The organism is Pseudomonas sp. B21-021 (genome assembly GCF_024749205.1).
Classification (GTDB): Bacteria; Pseudomonadota; Gammaproteobacteria; order Pseudomonadales; family Pseudomonadaceae; genus Aquipseudomonas; species Aquipseudomonas paraglycinae.
The window spans coordinates 4374770-4391831 of sequence record NZ_CP087192.1 but is presented as its reverse complement, the minus strand read 5'-3'; the positions used below and the strand labels follow the sequence as shown (position 1 = coordinate 4391831).

At 55.6% G+C, this 17062-nt stretch carries 9 protein-coding genes and 1 pseudogene; 9 read left to right on the top strand and 1 reads right to left on the bottom strand.

The window, feature by feature from the left end:
• Positions 1 to 292 precede the first annotated feature (292 nt).
• Positions 293 to 625, top strand: a pseudogene (locus LOY31_RS19590) (phage holin family protein).
• A 137-nt stretch (positions 626 to 762) separates the two neighbouring features.
• Here LOY31_RS19590 and LOY31_RS19585 read toward each other — a convergent pair.
• On the bottom strand, positions 763 to 963 hold the full coding sequence (locus LOY31_RS19585; protein ID WP_258712088.1) for a KTSC domain-containing protein: 201 nt from the start codon (positions 961 to 963) through the stop codon (positions 763 to 765).
• 221 nt (positions 964 to 1184) lie between these two features.
• On the opposite strand from LOY31_RS19585, the gene LOY31_RS19580 reads away from it, so the two are divergent.
• From LOY31_RS19580 to LOY31_RS19545, 8 genes are all read left to right on the top strand, one after another.
• A complete protein-coding gene (locus LOY31_RS19580; protein WP_236191885.1) occupies positions 1185 to 1787 on the top strand; it encodes a terminase small subunit in 603 nt (200 codons plus the stop codon).
• 429 nt (positions 1788 to 2216) lie between these two features.
• On the top strand, positions 2217 to 2732 hold the full coding sequence (locus LOY31_RS19575) for an Hcp family type VI secretion system effector (protein WP_039767797.1): 516 nt from the start codon (positions 2217 to 2219) through the stop codon (positions 2730 to 2732).
• Between the two features lie 126 nt (positions 2733 to 2858).
• Positions 2859 to 5765, top strand: a complete 2907-nt coding sequence (locus tag LOY31_RS19570; RefSeq protein ID WP_258712087.1) for a type VI secretion system tip protein VgrG — start codon at positions 2859 to 2861, stop codon at positions 5763 to 5765.
• Entirely contained in the window at positions 5762 to 10447 is a 4686-nt protein-coding gene (locus LOY31_RS19565; RefSeq protein WP_258712086.1) for an RHS repeat-associated core domain-containing protein, read from the top strand. Before LOY31_RS19570 ends, LOY31_RS19565 begins: the two co-directional genes overlap by 4 nt.
• Complete coding sequence (locus LOY31_RS19560; RefSeq protein ID WP_236190878.1) at positions 10437 to 10919, top strand: DUF4265 domain-containing protein; 483 nt, start codon at positions 10437 to 10439, stop codon at positions 10917 to 10919. The genes LOY31_RS19565 and LOY31_RS19560 overlap by 11 nt, the downstream gene beginning before the upstream one ends.
• 237 nt (positions 10920 to 11156) lie before the next feature.
• A complete protein-coding gene (locus LOY31_RS19555) occupies positions 11157 to 11420 on the top strand; it encodes a PAAR domain-containing protein (RefSeq protein WP_130902052.1) in 264 nt (87 codons plus the stop codon).
• Between the two features lie 121 nt (positions 11421 to 11541).
• Complete coding sequence (locus LOY31_RS19550) at positions 11542 to 16242, top strand: RHS repeat-associated core domain-containing protein (RefSeq protein ID WP_258712085.1); 4701 nt, start codon at positions 11542 to 11544, stop codon at positions 16240 to 16242.
• Positions 16239 to 16715: a hypothetical protein gene (locus tag LOY31_RS19545; RefSeq protein ID WP_258712084.1), complete on the top strand. Its 477-nt coding sequence runs from the start codon at positions 16239 to 16241 to the stop codon at positions 16713 to 16715. Before LOY31_RS19550 ends, LOY31_RS19545 begins: the two co-directional genes overlap by 4 nt.
• Positions 16716 to 17062 lie beyond the last annotated feature (347 nt).

Below are 17062 nucleotides of genomic sequence, written 5' to 3'. Positions count from 1 at the left end.
CAACGCCCCAATCTGCGGGGCTTTCAGACGTCCCACCTTGTTTTAGAGAAGTGGGACGTATGGGACGCCAGAAAAGCAAAAGCCAGCCGGGATAGATATTCACCGACATTCGCCAGCCGTTCACCGGGCGTCACCCACACATTCAGCGGATGGCATTAAAACGGTCTTGCTGCCACCAGAATCGAGCTGTAAAAAGGGGCCATCTTCGATGGGTGCGACCGCAAAGCGCGGCCGGCCACCCACCACCTGACCCGGCCATAGCGCCGGGTCTTTTTGTTTAAGGGGCAGGGCAATGACGAACGAGCAACAGGCACTGGCAGAGACGCCGATCTGGTTGGTGATTGCCCTTTCCCTGGTTGGCGGTGTGTCCGGCGAGATGTGGCGCGCTGACAAGGACGGGGCAAGAGGCTGAGCGTTACTGCGCCGCCTCGCACTTCGGTCCGGTGCCTGCATCGTCTGCGGCGTGTCAGCGATGATGTTGTTGTTCGGCGCGGGCTTGTCGATCTGGACAGCGGGCGCCCTGGGTTGCCTGACCGCAATGGCCGGCGCCGATGTTGCCATCGGCTTGTACGAACGCTGGGTCGCCAAGCGCCGGGACCTGAGCGAGGCGGAACCGAAGGCATGAGCCGGGCAGGCCGGGTAGGGCGCAGATTTCACGGGTCCTCCCTGAGGGCCGCCCCCTACACGGGTTAGCGAACTCGCGGATTCTCTCTAGCTGAAACCTTTGCAGGGATGTCCGTCTTTCCAAGTAGAAGACGGGGCTCAGCACTGATAACGATCACGGATGTGCTGGTTGTAATAGGCGCCTTTGGACACCGCGGCCATCAAGCCATTGTGGATGACTGATGGGACGCCGCAGAAATCGTAAGAGTGACCCTGTTCAAAGCGGATCCTCATTCGTCTTGTTGCTGGGTCGTAGCCAACGGCGGTCATCGCACTGGAACGCACGGCAATCATTTCCATGACATCTCTCCCTCTGACGGATCGTCCACTGATGCTAGTCGAGCGAAGCGGATCTGCAGCCCAGGCCACCGAAAAGTCGCCGGGGACCCTGAGGACTTTCGAAGGACACGGGGTCGGCAACCCGCGGGATCTTGTTAGTGGGAGGCCCGCCAGCTTACTGAAATTTCAATCCACTGAAATCTTGAAAGGATTCATTGAAAAGCCGCTGAAAAGGAGGGCTTATGAACGCAGTCACGTACCTGTCAAAGAGCGCCTTCGCTGCGCACATCGGCCGATCACCGAGCTACATCACCTGGCTGAAAGAAAATGGCCGGTTGGTGCTGTCGCCCAATGGCAAGCAGGTCGATGTGCTGGCCACCGAAGCATTGATCCGCGATACCGCTGATCCGAGCAAGGCTGCCGTCGCTGCTCGCCACCAACAGGATCGGCTTCAGCGTGATGTGTACAGCCACGTCGCAGCTCAATCCGAGCCGACCAAAATGGCTGCGCCGCCGCCCGTTGACCCTGCGCAAGGGCAGACTCCGGACTTTCAGAAAGCACGAGCGCATCGAGAGCACTACCTGGCGCGGATGGCTGAGATAGAGTTTCGCAAGGCGCAGGGTGAATTGGTCGAGATCAGCTTCGTGCAGAAGGCCGCTTTTGAAACGGCACGTTCGCTCAATCATTCGCTGATGAGTATGTCGCCTCAATTGGCACCGCAACTCGCTGCCTTGTCGGATCCATGGGAAGTGGAGCGGCAGCTGACCGCTGCATTGCGCCAGCGGCTTAATGAAATTGCCCAAGTCTCAAGTGATGATTTTGGCGTTGAATTGGAGGAGTGTTGAGAATAGCCATTGGCTTACGGTTTGTTATGGTTTGTGCAAAGGTGCGCTTCTAATGTTTGTCCATCTAAAAATGCTGTTCTGACTTCGTGCTATGAAAAAAATCAGTCATTGATGTGTTGAGTGATCCTTTTTGAAAGTGCGCAAGAAGTTGCGCACATGGTCATAATATTTTGCCTTTAAAATCGCTACAGCCCATACGCCACAACGCCTGCAGCCAAGTGCGCAAGAAGTTGCGCAGTACTGCGCAACTTCTTGCGCACTTTTTGCCTGAAATGCAGGGTTTTTCGCCCAAGAAACAGCTCTCTCCGTGCCATATCCCTAATCTACAAGGCTTCTGAAAAACTGGCACGCTCTTTGATGGCAGTCAGGCACCCACCGGGCGATTTCGCCTCCCGGGCACCCTAACTTTATCCGCAAGGAGCACCTCCCATGGCAACACCAGCGTACATGTCGGTTACCGGCGAAAAACAAGGCCTGATCACTGCCGGCGCCTTCACCGCCGACTCCGTTGGCAACACCTACCAGGAAGGTCACGAAGACCAGGTCATGGTTCAGGCGTTCAGCCACGACGTGATCATCCCGCGTGACCCGCAATCCGGTCAGCCAACCGGTCAGCGCGTTCACAAGCCAGTGATCATCACCAAGGTCTACGACAAGGCTTCGCCACTGCTGCAAGCCGCTCTGACCTCCGGCGAGCGCATGAGCGAAATCGTTATCCAGTGGTACCGCACTTCGGCTCAAGGTACCCAAGAGCACTACTACACCACCAAACTGGAAGACGCGATCATCGTCGCCATCAACAACAAGATGCACAACTGCCAGGATCCATCGAACGCCCACTTCACCCACCTGGAAGAAGTGCAGTTCACCTACCGCAAAATCACCTGGACCCACGAAGTATCCGGTACTTCGGGTTCCGATGACTGGCGTGCTCCAGTCGTTTAATTTCGGCTGATCGTTGTACCGCTCCGGCCGGCAAGACCGGTCGGGGCGCACTCACCTCTAAAAATTTTTTTGCCTATAGCCCCTTGAGGGCTGTTGCGCGTCGCAGAATTGCGCGAGGAACAAGGGATGTTCTCACCGGCCAATCAGCCTCATTTCAATCTGACCATCGATGGCGCGGACAGCGATTTCCAGGTGCTGTCGTTCACCGGGAAAGAGGCGCTCAACACCCCCTTCGAGTTCGAACTGGAACTGGTCAGTGAGAAGGCCTCGATCAACCTCGAAAGTCTGCTGCACAAACTGGCGTTTCTACAGCTGTCGCCGAGCGGCACCGGCATCCACGGGCTGATTTACAGCATCGCCCAGGGCGAGGCGGGCAAGCGCCTGACCCGCTACAAGATCTCCCTGCGACCGCAGCTTTCGTACCTGGCGCACCGCTTCAACCAGCGCATCTTTCAACAGATGACCGTGCAGCAGATCATCAGTCAGGTGCTGGAAGAGCACGGCATCCTTGCCAGCGACTACCACTTCCAGTTGAGTGCGGTGTATCCCGAGCGCATCTACTGCACGCAGTACGACGAAAGTGACCTGCATTTCGTCCAGCGCCTGTGTGAAGAAGAGGGCATTCACTACCACTTCCAGCACACGTCCAGCGGCCACAAACTGACCTTCGGCGATGACCAGACGGTGTTCCCGAAACTCGCACCGGTGGCGTATCAGCAGGACTCCGGGCTGGTGGCAGACCAACCGGTGGTCAAGCGTTTCGGCCTGCGCCTGGCCACCCGCTCCAGCCGCACCACGCGACGCGATTATGACTTCGTCAAACCGAAGATCGAGCTGGAAAGCGACGCCAAAAGCAGCGCCCAGCCGGATCTGGAAGATTACGACTACCCCGGTCGTTTCGTGGATCGCGAGCGTGGCAAGCACCTGGCCAATCGCAACCTCGAACGCCATCGCAGCGACTATCGCCTGGCCGAGGGCAACAGCGACCAGCCGATTCTGGTCACCGGGCATTTTCTGGCCCTGACCGATCACGCCAATCCGACGTGGAACGACCTGTGGCTGCTCACCGAAATCTTCCACGAAGGCAAGCAGCCGCAAGTGCTGGAAGAGTCGGTGACCAGCGACACCACTGACCTGAAGGACGACTTCCATCAGGGCTATCGCAACCGCTTCAACGCGATCCCGTGGGACGTGCCGTACCGCCCGCCGCTGGATCACCCGAAACCCAAAGTCCTCGGTTCGCAAAGCGCCGTGGTCACCGGTCCCGAAGGTGAAGAAATCTTCTGCGACCAGTACGGCCGGGTGAAGGTGCAGTTCTTCTGGGACCGCGAAGGCCAGCACGACGACAAGACCACCTGCTGGATGCGCGTGGCCTCCAGTTGGGCCGCCGAAACCTTTGGCTCGATCAACATTCCGCGGGTCGGCATGGAAGTGCTGATCACCTTCCTCGAAGGCGATCCCGATCAGCCGCTGATCACCGGTTGCCTGTACCACGGCGCCAATCTGCCGCCGTACAAGTTGCCGGACTTCAAGACCCTGGCCACGGTCAAGAGCAAGGAATACAAGGGCAGCCGCGCCAACGAACTGCGCATCGACGACACCACCAGCGAGATCAGCATCGCGCTGCGCAGCGATCACGGCGCGAGCGCGATCAACCTTGGTTACCTGACTCATCCACGTCCAAGCGGCGGTCAGCCTCGGGGTGAAGGTTTTGAGTTAAGAACCGACCGCCACGGCGCCGTGCGTGCCGGCGCCGGTCTGCTGATTACCACCGAACCACGTCCGAACGAATCGAAACACCACAAGGACCTGCCGGAAACCGCCGAACGCCTGGCCACCGCCAGCGATCAACAGGACGGTTTCGCCACGCTGGCCAAAGAGCTTCAGGCCCAGGAAGCGGGCGATCAGGACGACGTGGCCAAGGCCTTGCACGCGCAGCACCAAGGCGTGCTCGGCTCGGGACCTGCAAACCTCACCGCCAATGAATTTCCCGAATTCACCGAGCCGCATCTGGTACTCGCCAGTCCCGCCGGCATCGCCCTGACCACGCCGCGCTCCAGCCACATCGCCACCGGCGAACACCTGGCGCTGAGCAGTACCGGGCACACCAGTTTTTCCATCGGCAAACGCCTGCTGGCCAGCGCCAGTCGCGGCATGCGCCTGTTCGTGCAGAGCATGGGCTGGCGGCTGGTGGCGGCCTCCGGCGACATCGACGTCAAGGCGCTGAAGGACAGCATCAACCTGCTGGCCAAACTCAACATCACCGCCAATGCCGACCGCATCACCATCACCGCCAAGACCGAACTGGTGATCCAGGGCGGCGGCAGCGCCACGACCTACAACGCCGGCGGCATCACCCACGCCACCAGCGGCCCGTACACCGCCCACGCGGCGAACTTCGCTTATACCGGGGCGAAATCCCTGGCGGGCGTTTTCCCGGAACCGCTGAAGCCGGGCAAGGGCAACCTTGAATTGTTCAACCAGTACGCCGGGCGTCAGGGCATCAAGGACGGCGATTACGAAGTCATCGATGCGCTGGGCAAAAGCATCAAGGGCAAGCTCGACGCCAAGGGGTTCGCCAGCGTCGCCGGCGCCGCACCGGGGCCAGCGCGGGTGCTGTTCGGCAAGGATCCTGCGGACACCTGGAGTGAAGGCAGCTACATCGGCAAACCGGAATGGCCGTTGAATCCGCCGGGCGCGGACGAAGCTCCAAGCCAAGTGCAAGCAATGGTTGCTCAAGTGTTGCCGAGCAAGAGCTGGGATGTGCTGGAGAAGGGCAAGGATATGGCCCAGACAGGGATGAGTGCTGTACAGACGGCGCAAGGTGCATTGGAAACGGCGCAACAGGTTAAAGGTGCTGTACAAGGCGGAGTGGCTGGCTTGCCTAAAGTGGCGAGTGCGGCGACACCGAGCGCGTCGAGCATTCTTAGTGCAGCAAGCAAGGCGGGCAAGCTGCCTAGCCTTCCGGCCCCGCCCTTGCCCAAACCAGCGCTTAAGGCAGCTGACCTGTTAAATGGGGAGGTGCTGTCATGACTGAAGCTGCCGTTGCCAAGAAGCGCGAGCCTCAGGTAGCCGTCGTTCCGCTCAACACGTTGGATGTGCAGGACGTGGGGCGTGGTGCCGCTCGGTTTGATGCCTGGCTGCGATCCATTAGCGGTGATGTGGTCACGCTCGATCGAATCAAAGGGGTCGCCGGGTCATTGCCGGTTGTAGGCAACATCATGGCGCTGGTCGACGCGCTTGGCGACATCGTCACGCTTACCAAAAGCAAGCAGCGGGAGTTACTTGATTGGGTCAGCCTGGGTATCAACCTGATCGGTGTTTTACCAGCCCCTCCGACCATGGCTGCTGCTCGTATGAGTTTGCGCCCGACCTTGTTTTTGGTACGTCAGGAACTGCGTAACAGTGCCAAGATGTTGTTGGGCGATTCTATGATCGAAGTGCTGGTCGGGCACTTGAACGCCACCATCGTCGGCACGATCGATGACTTCGTAAAACAGGCCCAAGGTAAACTTTCGGGCATTCTTGCCGATGCCGGGAACTTGGGGGCAAGCGCGGTAAACGAAATTGCGAAAGGGCTTGAAGCCGTCGTCAACGGCAAGCTCGACGCAAAAGGCGATGCGCGCGCCGCGGGTCAGAAAATCACTGCTGCCGGCAATCAATTGCTTAGCGATCCCAAGGCGGCCATCAGCAATATCTTTGGGGCTGCATTCAGTGCCTACAAAGCCGTAGGTAAAGGAGTTGCCAATAGCGCAGCGAAAAACCTTCTGCCGGACCAGGCTAAAAAACTGGTGATGACGCACACCGGCACATTGAGAGCGATGGCGCCAGAAATCAAAACCCAACTGAGTAAGTTGGGTGACCCGGGAACGCGGCACTCCATCGGTTGGTTGTTGCAAATGCTCAGCGGTGCTGTGGTGACTTGGCGTAAACGCCGAGGACATGGACAGAGCGCTAGTGTTAAACCTAATGCCACCACTAAGGCGCAGAGCAAAGCAGGTGAAGGCCGGCTCGAAGCCAGCAGCCGTCAGGCTCCTGCGAATGCTAACGCCAATGGCCAGAAAAATGGTGCATGCGCGGGTACTTGCAACAGTATTAGCTTCGCGTTGGGCTCCGAGTCGCTAAGCCATACCGATTTCAGCCTCCCAGGTCCATTTCCTATTGAATGGGTGCGTACCTACAGCTCCCGGTTTGATGCCTTTGACAATGGCGAACTAGGTGCTCGGTGGGTGACAGAGTTCACCACCCGATTCGACTGCAAGGGCGATGGTCTGGTTTTCTTTGGAGCCGACGGTCGTAGTATCGATTTTCCTCTGCCCAAGGTAGGCCTCTATCACTATGACCCCGTTGAGAATCTCACGCTGGTTCGCTCCGGTGAGGATCAACTGCTGGTTTGCTTCGGTTTCGAGCGCAAAGAAACCTATGTCCGTCGTGGTCGTTCCTTCTGGCTGACGGATGTCAAAATGCGCAGTGGCGCGGGGCTAATGCTGCACTATGAGCATCGGCATGGGGACGCCCTGGTATTGTCTGACCTGATCACCTATCAAGGGGATATAACGCAGGTCCATTTGCACGTCGGAACCCTGCTTGATGATCATGGGCGGTTGGCCGGTCTTTGGGAAATCCGTGACGGCGCGCCTGTACGACAACTGTGTAATTACCAATACAACATCCACGGCGATCTGATCCAGGCACAGGATGAAAACGGTGCTGCCTGGAGCTATTACTATCAGCATCATCTGCTGACTCGATACACCGATCGCACCGGCCGCGGGTTGAATCTGGAGTGGGACGGCCACACCTCACACGCCAAGGCCGTGCGCGAGTGGGCGGATGACGGCAGTTTCGATACTCGTCTTGAATGGGACGAAAACATCCGCCTGACATATGTCACCGATGCCCATGGCAACGAGGCTTGGCACTACTACGACATCAAGGGCTACACCTACCGGATTCGGTATCCCGATGAACGTTCAGAGTGGTTCTTTCGCGATGACGCAAAAAACATCATTCGTCACGTTCATGCAGACGGGACCTCCGATCGATACAGCTATGACGAGCGCGGTAATTTGCTCGAGCACATCAGTCCCGACGGCAGTGTCGCTCACTACGCCTACGATGATCTCAATCAACTGATCAAGGTTAGTGATGCAGAAGGTGGGCAATGGCAGCGAGCTTACGATGATGCCGGTAATTTGGTGGAGTCGGTCGATCCGCTTGGAAACAAGACGGAGTATGCCTACGACAAAGCAGGTCAGTTGATCGCTATCAAGGACGCAATCGGCAACGAGAAAGCGCTTGAGTACAACGATGCTGGTCAGCTTCTGAAATATACCGATTGCTCTGGCAAGACCAGCGAATGGGAATACAACGATCGCGGTCAGATGATCTGTTTTACCGATGCAGCAGGACAAAGCACCGAGTATGAGTACAAGGCTGGACATATCGCCCTGATTACTCATCCAGATAAAACCCAGGAGCGATTCGAGCGTGATGCCGAAGGGCGTCTTCTTGCCCATATTGACGGTCTGGATCGCTGCACGACATGGAGCTATAACGCTGCCGGGTTGATTGCCGAGCGCGTAGACGCCTGCGAGCAAACGCTTCGCTACCGTTGGGACCGGCTGGGTCGTCTTGTAGCGCTGGAAAACGAAAACGAGCAGGGCACCCAGTTTCACTATGACCCTGTCGGAAGGTTGCTTGAGGAAAAAGGATTCGATGGCGTTGCTACGCGCTATCAGTACGATTCCGAGAGCGGGCGTTTGGCGAGAGCCATTAGCGGTGAGCGCGTCATTTCGATGACGTTTGACCCCATGGGACGGCTTGTAGAACGCCATGCCAGCTTGGGCAATACGTCTCAGAGTGAATCCTTTGCGTATGACGGTAATGGCAACATGGTTTTGGCCACGAATGACCAAAGCCGGCTGCTGTGGTTCTATGATTTGGCCGGTAATCTGATCAGAGAGCATCAGCATTATCAGAGCCTGGATGCACCGCTCGTTGCAATCTGGAGGCACGAGTACGACCCCCTCAATCAGTGCGTGGCTACGACCCGCCCGGATGGTCACCGGGTGAGCTGGCTGACGTACGGCAGTGGGCATTTGCTTGCGTTGAAACTGGATGATCACGAGCTGGTCGGTTATGAGCGAGATGACCTACATCGTGAGGTCGTTCGTCATCAAGGCAATCGTCTGCGCCAGACTCAAAAATGGGACCCGGCAGGTCGCCTGCAGGAGCAATTGCTAGGCCGAAGTGATGACAATTCCACTTTGCTCAAGCGCGAATACAAATACGATGCGGTCGGCCAGTTGACCGAGCTAAACGACACGCGTCGCGGACCGCTGTCCTATCGTTACGATCCAGTCGGAAGACTGATCAGTGCAGCAAGCCGCCTCGGGGTTGAGAAATTCGCTTTCGATCCTGCCAGTAACCTGCTCGACGAAAAGGTGGCAGAAGTACGGCGGCCTCTTGATCAGGCGCCAACGCGTAGTCGGTTGGTAGACAATCTGCTACGGGAATACGTCGGCACCCATTACGAATATGACGATCGCGGCAATCAAACACTGCGTTGGCACAATGGTCAACGCAGTCGATTGCAATGGGATCTGTTCGATAGGTTGGTTCATTTCGAGGATGATCGTCTCTCGGTCAAATACGCCTACGACGCCTTGGGTCGCCGGCTATACAAGCATTCAACCGCCCATTATAGAAATCGTCCTGAAGCAGGTTCTCACTGGAATAAAAATGAGCAGGGACGTGTTCAGCGTTTGCTTGGCTGTGGCCTGACTTTGTACGGGTGGGACGGAGATAATCTTTCCTGGGAAAGCAGTCCTGCGCCTATTGATGGGGGAACTGGCCGCACAGTCCACTACGTTTATGAACCCGGCACGTTTGTTCCGGTGGCTCAAGCGATCAGACACGCCTCGATTGATTTGTTAAGCCAGCCTGAATATGTCGGTGGCGAGAGTCTTGAAGACGACCCGCTTTGGAGTCATGTACCCAAAGCACAACCGTTTGATGCTTTAGCCTGGTATCAGTGTGATCATTTAGGCACACCATTGGAGCTTACCGATCAGGACGGTCAGGTCGCCTGGAGCGCTCAATACAAGGCGTGGGGACAGGCAAAAGAACAGACATCAGCCACAGCAGTACGGCATGGGCTGAACAATCCAATTCGTTTCCAAGGTCAGTACCACGATCATGAAACAGGCTTGCACTACAACCGATACAGGTACTACGACCCCCATGTAGGTCGCTTCATCTCAAAGGATCCGATAGGTCTGATGGGGGGCATAAACCTTCATCAATACGCACCTAACCCAACCCAATGGGTGGACCCTTTAGGGCTGGTGAAGAAACCGCCATCCAAGCGCGCCCTAAAAGACGGCGCTGGAGCGTCGCCTCAAGACATCGCTGCGAGTAAGGTCGGCGGAGGCAGTCGAAAAGGGCAGGCGGCTTGTCGCAAAAAACTCATTGATAAAAGTAAGCCAGTGGGCGTTTACAAGTGCTGGAGGTGTGGACATACCTCTACCAATCCTGATGACATGCATTTGGGGCATAAGAATGTGGCCACCTCAAATGGGGGCAATCTTGCCGATGTCAACGTAGATCTTGAGGGCGCGTCGTGTAACCTGAGTGCGGGAAATAGCGGTTACGTGAAGGAAGGGATGTCGTGTGTCGAACGTGGAAGTTGTGGAGCGCCATATGGACGATAAAGAATTGCCTGTACTGATTCAGGTGTTTGTATCAGATGACGGTGGCCCCGTATTCGAGGAGCTCCCTGCAATTGCGATGGGGCAGGATACATATGAGCTGTTGTCTTCACCTGGCCTTGCGCTGAATTTGGCTCGAGGTGATGTCATCTCGATAAAAAACAAAAACACTCACGCTGAAGTCCTCAAGCGCGGAGGGAATTTTTGTATTCATATCTACGCCGATTTCATCCCCGAGGACGTCATTGCTCAGCTCGAATCTGATGTCGGCAATGAGCTGGGTGGAACACTTGATGGCGTTTTCGAAGGCAATCTTTCGTTGGCTGTGCCGTCCAGCAACGGGATGGACAGAATCAATGAGTTCTTTGATCGCTTCCGCGAGAAAACCGGCCTCGAATGGTATTACGCCAACGTCTACAAGAACATTGATGATGAAGAGGATGAAACGCTGCTGAATTGGTGGCTGCAGAGCTGATTGATTCGAAGAGTGATCTCGCTGACAACAATCGAAGCTTGGCTAAGCAAGCTTGGATAAACACAAATGTGTCGGCTAGATCTACGAAACGCAGTGTGAGATCGAAGGGCGCGTGACAGGTCGGTAGTGACTGCGGCGCGCTTTATCGGCCAGCCAGAAAATATGAACGAGGGCGACCCTCTTTCGAACGTTTGCCTGGCCGATATAAATCCAAGATTTAGTCAAAGGAGTGACACCATGAAAGATGTTATTCGCTTAGGCGACTCCACCACTCACGGTGGCAAAGTGCTCGAAGCCTTCTCCCGAACCGACCTCAACGGCAAGCCTATTGCTGGCGTCGGTCACAAAGTTAGCTGTCCGCTTTGCAAAGGGGTTTTCCCCATTGCAGAAGGCAGCAGCACCTACACCGTTGATGGTACGCCCATCGCTCTGGACGGTATGAAAACTGCCTGTGGCGCCGCGCTCATTGCGAGCGGTCCGAAAGGCGCAGTGATCAGCTGATCGACCTGACTACATCCTGGTTTCATTGCCAGCGAGAGGCGACGTGCAGACGTAGGCCTCCTGGCGATGAGCCTCATGACATCTCTGAATTCCCGAGCCTACTGGCTGGTAAGACGCTTCCATGACGACCAATATCGCTGTTGCAACCAAACGTGAACCACAAGTCGCCGTTGTTCCGCTGAATCTGATCATGGTGGAAGATGTGGGTCGAAGTGCGGCTCAATTCGATGCTTGGTTACGAGAGATCAGTGGCGATCTGGTGACATTGGAGCGCATCAAGACGGTCGCCGGTGCGCTGCCTGTTGTCGGCAATATCATGGCGCTGGTCGATGCACTGAACGATGTGGTGACACTCTCGAACAGCCCACGACAAGATCCTCTCAACTGGGTCAGTCTCGGGATCAACCTGATCGGTGTCTTGCCGATGCCGCCGAACATGGCAGCCGCGCGCATGAGCTTGCGTCCGACATTGTTCCTTGTTCGCCAGGAGGTCGCCAAGGTCGGCAAGCTGGTGTTGGGCGATGCGTTGATCAACGTCGTGGTCGGTCATCTGAACGCTGACATTGTTGGTGTGATCGATGATTTCGTTAAGCAGGCACAAGCCAAACTCAAGGAGCTGCTCAATGATGCAGGAGAGCTTGGCGAAAAGATCCTCAATGAAATTGCTGTTGGGTTAGAGCGCGTCGTAAACGGACAGCTCGATGCCAAAGGCAATTTAAAAGAAGCCGGGGAGATGGCAAGCGCTGCCAGCGATCAATTGCTACATGATCCTTTGAGCGCTATCAGCAATATCTTCGGCGCCGCGGCAAACGTTTACAAAGCAGCGGGCAAAGGCGTTGCCAACAGTGCGGCCGAGCATCTGTTGCCTGAACAAGCAAAGAAAAAAGTTCTGATTCATACGAAATCACTGCGCGCCATGGGACCCGAGCTGCGCACGCAGTTGAACAAGTTGAGTGACCCGGCCGTTCAAAGCTCGATTGGCGCGCTGTTGGTCGTACTGGCCAGCGCGGTTGCAGCGTGGCGTATGCGCAACGCACACGGCCAGGGCGGTAACGTCAAACCGGGCATGACTAGCCAATCCCGACGCGTTGCCAGCGATGGCAAGGTTGAAGTAAGCCGGGCTGAGTCGAAGCCGAAGACGCGCCCCAATGATGAGAAAAATGAAGTATGTCCTGCGACCTGCAAGCGCATCAGCTTTGCCATGGGTACAGAGACGTTTGATCACTCGGATTTCAGCTTGCCCGGCGCTTTCCCCATTGATTGGACCCGCACGTATTGCTCGGACTTGAGCGCCTATGATTCGGGCATCTTGGGCGCGCGCTGGATCACTCCGTTCACGACTCGCATCGATGAGCAGGACGATGGTCTGTTGTTCCACAATGCAGACGGCCGAAGCCATAGCTATCCGTTACCTAAGATCGGTCAGTTTCATTACGACGCGATTGAAAACATCACTTTGCTGCATGTCAGCGAGGGACAGTTGCTGCTATGCCGGGGTTTCGATCGCAAGGAAACCTACATCCGTCATGGGCTTTGCTACCTGCTAGTAGGTGTTGTTTTGCGTAGTGGCGCCGGAATCATGCTGCACCATGAGCATCGACACGGTGATGCTCCCGTACTGTCCGACCTGATTACCTATCAGGAAAATGACATCACCAAGGTGCATCGTCACCTCGGCACGCTGATCGATGCGCATGGACAATTGACCGGCCTCTGGGAGATCCGTGACGGGGCGCCACAGCGTCAGCTGTGCGCTTATGAGTATGACGCGCACGGCGATCTGACTCTTGCCCAGGATGAGAACGGTGCAGCTTGGTCGTATCAGTATGAGCATCATCTGATCACGCGCTACACGGACCGGACCGGGCGCGGGATGAACTTGCAGTGGCAGGGCACGGGCTCTGATGCCAAGGCCGTGCGCGAGTGGGCCGATGACGGCAGTTTCGACACCCGTCTGGAATGGGATGAGAACATTCGTCTGACGTACGTAACGGATGCTCACGGTAACGAGACATGGCATTACTACGACAGCCTGGGCTACACGTATCGCATTCGTCACGCCGATGGCTTGTCGGAATGGTTGTTCCGCGATGACGCCAAAAACGTCGTCCGGCATGTGCATCCCGATGGGGCCACTGACCGCTATAGCTACGATGAGCGCGGCAATCGGCTTGAGCATATTCGCGCCGACAATAGCGTGGTGCACTTCGCCTATGACGACCACGACCAACTCATCAAAATCATGGACGCGGAAGGCGGGCTATGGCTGCGCGCCTATGATGACGCCGGCAACCTGGTTGAAACGGTCGATCCGCTCGGTAACAAGACTGAATACGCATATGACAAAAAAGGTCTGCCGATTGCCATCAAGGATGCCAACGGTAACGAGAAGACCCTCGAATACAATGACGCGGGTCAATTACTCAAGTATGTGGATTGCTCGGGCAAGATCAGTACATGGGAGTATGACGATCGCGGCTTGATGATCTGCGCAACGGATGCAGCAGGGCAGAGCACCGAATACGAATACAAGGCTGGGCAGGTAGCGCGTATCCGGCATCCGGACAAAACAGAGGAGCGTTTTGAGCGCGATGCTGAGGGCAGACTTCTGGCCCATGTCGACGGATTGGATCGCTGCACGACCTGGAGCTACACGGTAGCTGGTTTCGTCGAAGAACGCGTGGACGCTGCCGAACAGACTCTGCGGTATCGGTGGGATCGTTTGGGACGTTTGCAGGCTCTGGAGAACCAGAATCAACGCTCGGCGCAATTTCTCTACGACCCAGTAGGACGCTTGTTGACCGAAACAGGCTTTGACGGACGTCTGACTCGCTACCAGTACGACATCGCTTCTGGACGCCTATCAAAGGTCGCCACCGGTGACCGTGTTGTGACGGTAGCGTATGACGAGATGAGGCGTGTAACCGAGCGTCTAGCTTCGCTTGGCGACCAGTCTCAAGCGGAGCGTTACGTCTATGACGGCAGGGGCAACATGATCCTCGCCAGTAACGCAGACAGCCAAGTGCAATGGTTCCATGACATGGCCGGCAATATGGTGCGTGAGCATCAGCACTACCTCGGTTTGGACAAGCCACTGGTTGCTGTTTGGCAGCACGAGTACGACGTGCTCAACCAACGTGTGGCCACGATCCGTCCTGATGGGCATCGGGTCAGTTGGTTGACCTACGGCAGCGGTCATCTCTTGGCATTGCGCCTGAACGAGCATGAGTTGCTTGGCTATGAGCGCGACGACCTGCATCGCGAAGTGGCTCGGCATCAAGGTAATCGTCTTGTGCAGACGCAGAAGTGGGACCCGGCCGGGCGCCTGCAAGAGCAACTGTTGGGGCGTAGTGCTGACAAGTCGGTTTTGCTTAAGCGTGAGTACGCCTACGACGCCGCAGGGCAACTGAACGAAATCAACGATACGCGCCGTGGCCAGTTGTCCTATCGCTATGACCCGGTGAGCCGGTTGTTGAGCGCAGTGAGTCGTTTGGGTGTTGAAACCTTCGACTTTGACCCGGCGGGTAACCTGCTTGATGAGAAAGCGGCAGAGAGTCGGCGGCCTTTGGAGTTGACTCCCCCACGCAGCAAGTTAGTCGATAACCTGCTGCGCGAGTATGCAGGGACTCACTACGAATACGATGAGCGTGGTAACCAGATAAAGCGTTGGTGCGATGGTGCTTACAGCCAGATGCGTTGGGATCTGTTTGATCGGCTGGTGCATTTTGAGGACTCAAGGCTTTCGGTGGAGTTTGCCTACGACGCCCTTGGTCGACGTTTATCCAAGAATTCGAAGGTCCACTACAAGCAGCGGCCGGCGGCAGGCTCACTGTGGAATAGCGCTGAGCACGCTCGATTGCAGCGAGAGCACGGCTGTGGCTTTACGTTGTACGGTTGGGATGGCGATAACTTGGCTTGGGAAAGTCGTGCTCCTCAGCAGGATGGGGAGGCGGGCCGCACTATTCATTACGTGTTTGAGCCCGGAACATTCATTCCTGTCGCTCAGGCGATGTCGAATCATTCCATTAATCTGATGGGATTGCCTGACTACGATGAGGATTACAGCTTAGAGGATGATCCGCTTTGGAATCGTTCCGCAGTATCGCCCCCAATCGATGTATTGAATTGGTACCAATGCGACCATTTGGGCACTCCTTTGGAGATGACCGATCAGAATGGTGACGTCGTATGGAGCTCTCAGTACAAGGCCTGGGGTGAGATTCGGGAGGAGCAGTCGTATTGGGCGAAGCAGCAGGGCATTGCAAATCCTATCCGATTCCAAGGGCAGTACCATGATCATGAGACGGGGCTGCATTACAACAGGCATCGCTACTACGACCCGTCAGTGGGACGTTTCATAAGTCAAGATCCTATTGGTTACGAAGGGGGACTCAACCTTTACCAGTATGTTCCGAATCCTACTGGGTGGACTGACCCGCGCGGGCTGGCTCGTCAAAAAGGAATTACGCCGAACAACAAAGGCACACGCACTACAATCGAGTCGGGTAATCTGCAAGCACCGGAGGTTGGATACAGCACGAAAGCAGGTGGGGAAGGTATTCAGCATCCTGTGGTTCAAGAGCTCTATGAATCGATACCAGACGATCAACGTTCTCCTTTTATTCATGGGCACTGCGGAGAAGCGGATGCGCTGAGTAAGATTGCCAAGGCTAACGATGTCAAATCTGTCGAAGCTTTGAGAGATATTACGAACGGCTCAACATCTACGACCGTAAGGAATGATGGTAAACAGTTGAAGTTTTGCCGATCTTGCGCGCAAGTTATGGGTAAGCTCGGCGTATGTGATGGAGTTAAAGAATGAGTGATGAAAAAGAAATTGAAGAAGTCGAAAATCTTGAGGCGCGTCTCCTTGCCGCCGGCGTATCCATTAATCAATTAGTGCGGTGCTACGCGGATTTTTTGCTTCATTTGATTGAAGGCGACGCTTTAAGTAGTATTTCTTCTGCAAAACTCGATCTTATGTCTAACTACCTGAGTAAGGCTGTAACTCCTGGAGTAGTTGAGTCTAGTCAGGAGCAAAGGAAGGGCTTCTTTGTCGATCTTTGGCCAATTGAAAGGCAATATAGAGAATCGGATCCAGCATTCGCGAATTTCGTACGATGTGTAATCTGTTGCTTCGGAAATGAGGAAGACTGGGAGCAGGATGATACAGGAGAGGCCACACCTTTATGGTATTTTCTTTTCTATATCAAGAAGGTTTGTCCCGAAATAAAAAACGAATTTTTACAGTATTTTGAAGGTATTTTTAGTGAGCGTGGATTATCTGAAAGGTAGTGTATAGCTGTCGGCAATTATTTGCGCGACAGTGGAAAGGCACTTGGCGCTGAAAATACTCGTGAACTATTATCCTTCGCGAACGGCAGTTTTCGGCTAAAAGCGGACATCGGCAGGCGACCGCTACCGGCCCTTAGCGGACGCTCACAAGCGACCGCTACCGGCCAATAGCGGTCGCTAGCGAGCGATGTACTACGGCTAAAACACACCATAGACACAGTGGCCGCAGCTCCGTAAAGTGCTCTGGAACTCCGTAAAACGCCACATTTGTTAACGAACACCCAAGTTGTTGAAGGAGTTACATATTAACAAGGAACGTAATCAGACTTAAATGGCGGAAAATACTA

What these genes read in the sequence shown, in the direction of transcription:
- LOY31_RS19545 (WP_258712084.1), top strand. Translation starts at nt 16,239, where the DNA reads ATGAGTGATGAAAAAGAAATTGAAGAAGTCGAAAATCTTGAGGCGCGT.
- LOY31_RS19555 (WP_130902052.1), top strand. Translation starts at nt 11,157, where the DNA reads ATGAAAGATGTTATTCGCTTAGGCGACTCCACCACTCACGGTGGCAAA.
- LOY31_RS19580 (WP_236191885.1), top strand. Translation starts at nt 1,185, where the DNA reads ATGAACGCAGTCACGTACCTGTCAAAGAGCGCCTTCGCTGCGCACATC.
- LOY31_RS19550 (WP_258712085.1), top strand. Translation starts at nt 11,542, where the DNA reads ATGACGACCAATATCGCTGTTGCAACCAAACGTGAACCACAAGTCGCC.
- LOY31_RS19585 (WP_258712088.1), bottom strand. Translation starts at nt 963, where the DNA reads ATGGAAATGATTGCCGTGCGTTCCAGTGCGATGACCGCCGTTGGCTAC.
- LOY31_RS19560 (WP_236190878.1), top strand. Translation starts at nt 10,437, where the DNA reads ATGGACGATAAAGAATTGCCTGTACTGATTCAGGTGTTTGTATCAGAT.
- LOY31_RS19570 (WP_258712087.1), top strand. Translation starts at nt 2,859, where the DNA reads ATGTTCTCACCGGCCAATCAGCCTCATTTCAATCTGACCATCGATGGC.
- LOY31_RS19565 (WP_258712086.1), top strand. Translation starts at nt 5,762, where the DNA reads ATGACTGAAGCTGCCGTTGCCAAGAAGCGCGAGCCTCAGGTAGCCGTC.
- LOY31_RS19575 (WP_039767797.1), top strand. Translation starts at nt 2,217, where the DNA reads ATGGCAACACCAGCGTACATGTCGGTTACCGGCGAAAAACAAGGCCTG.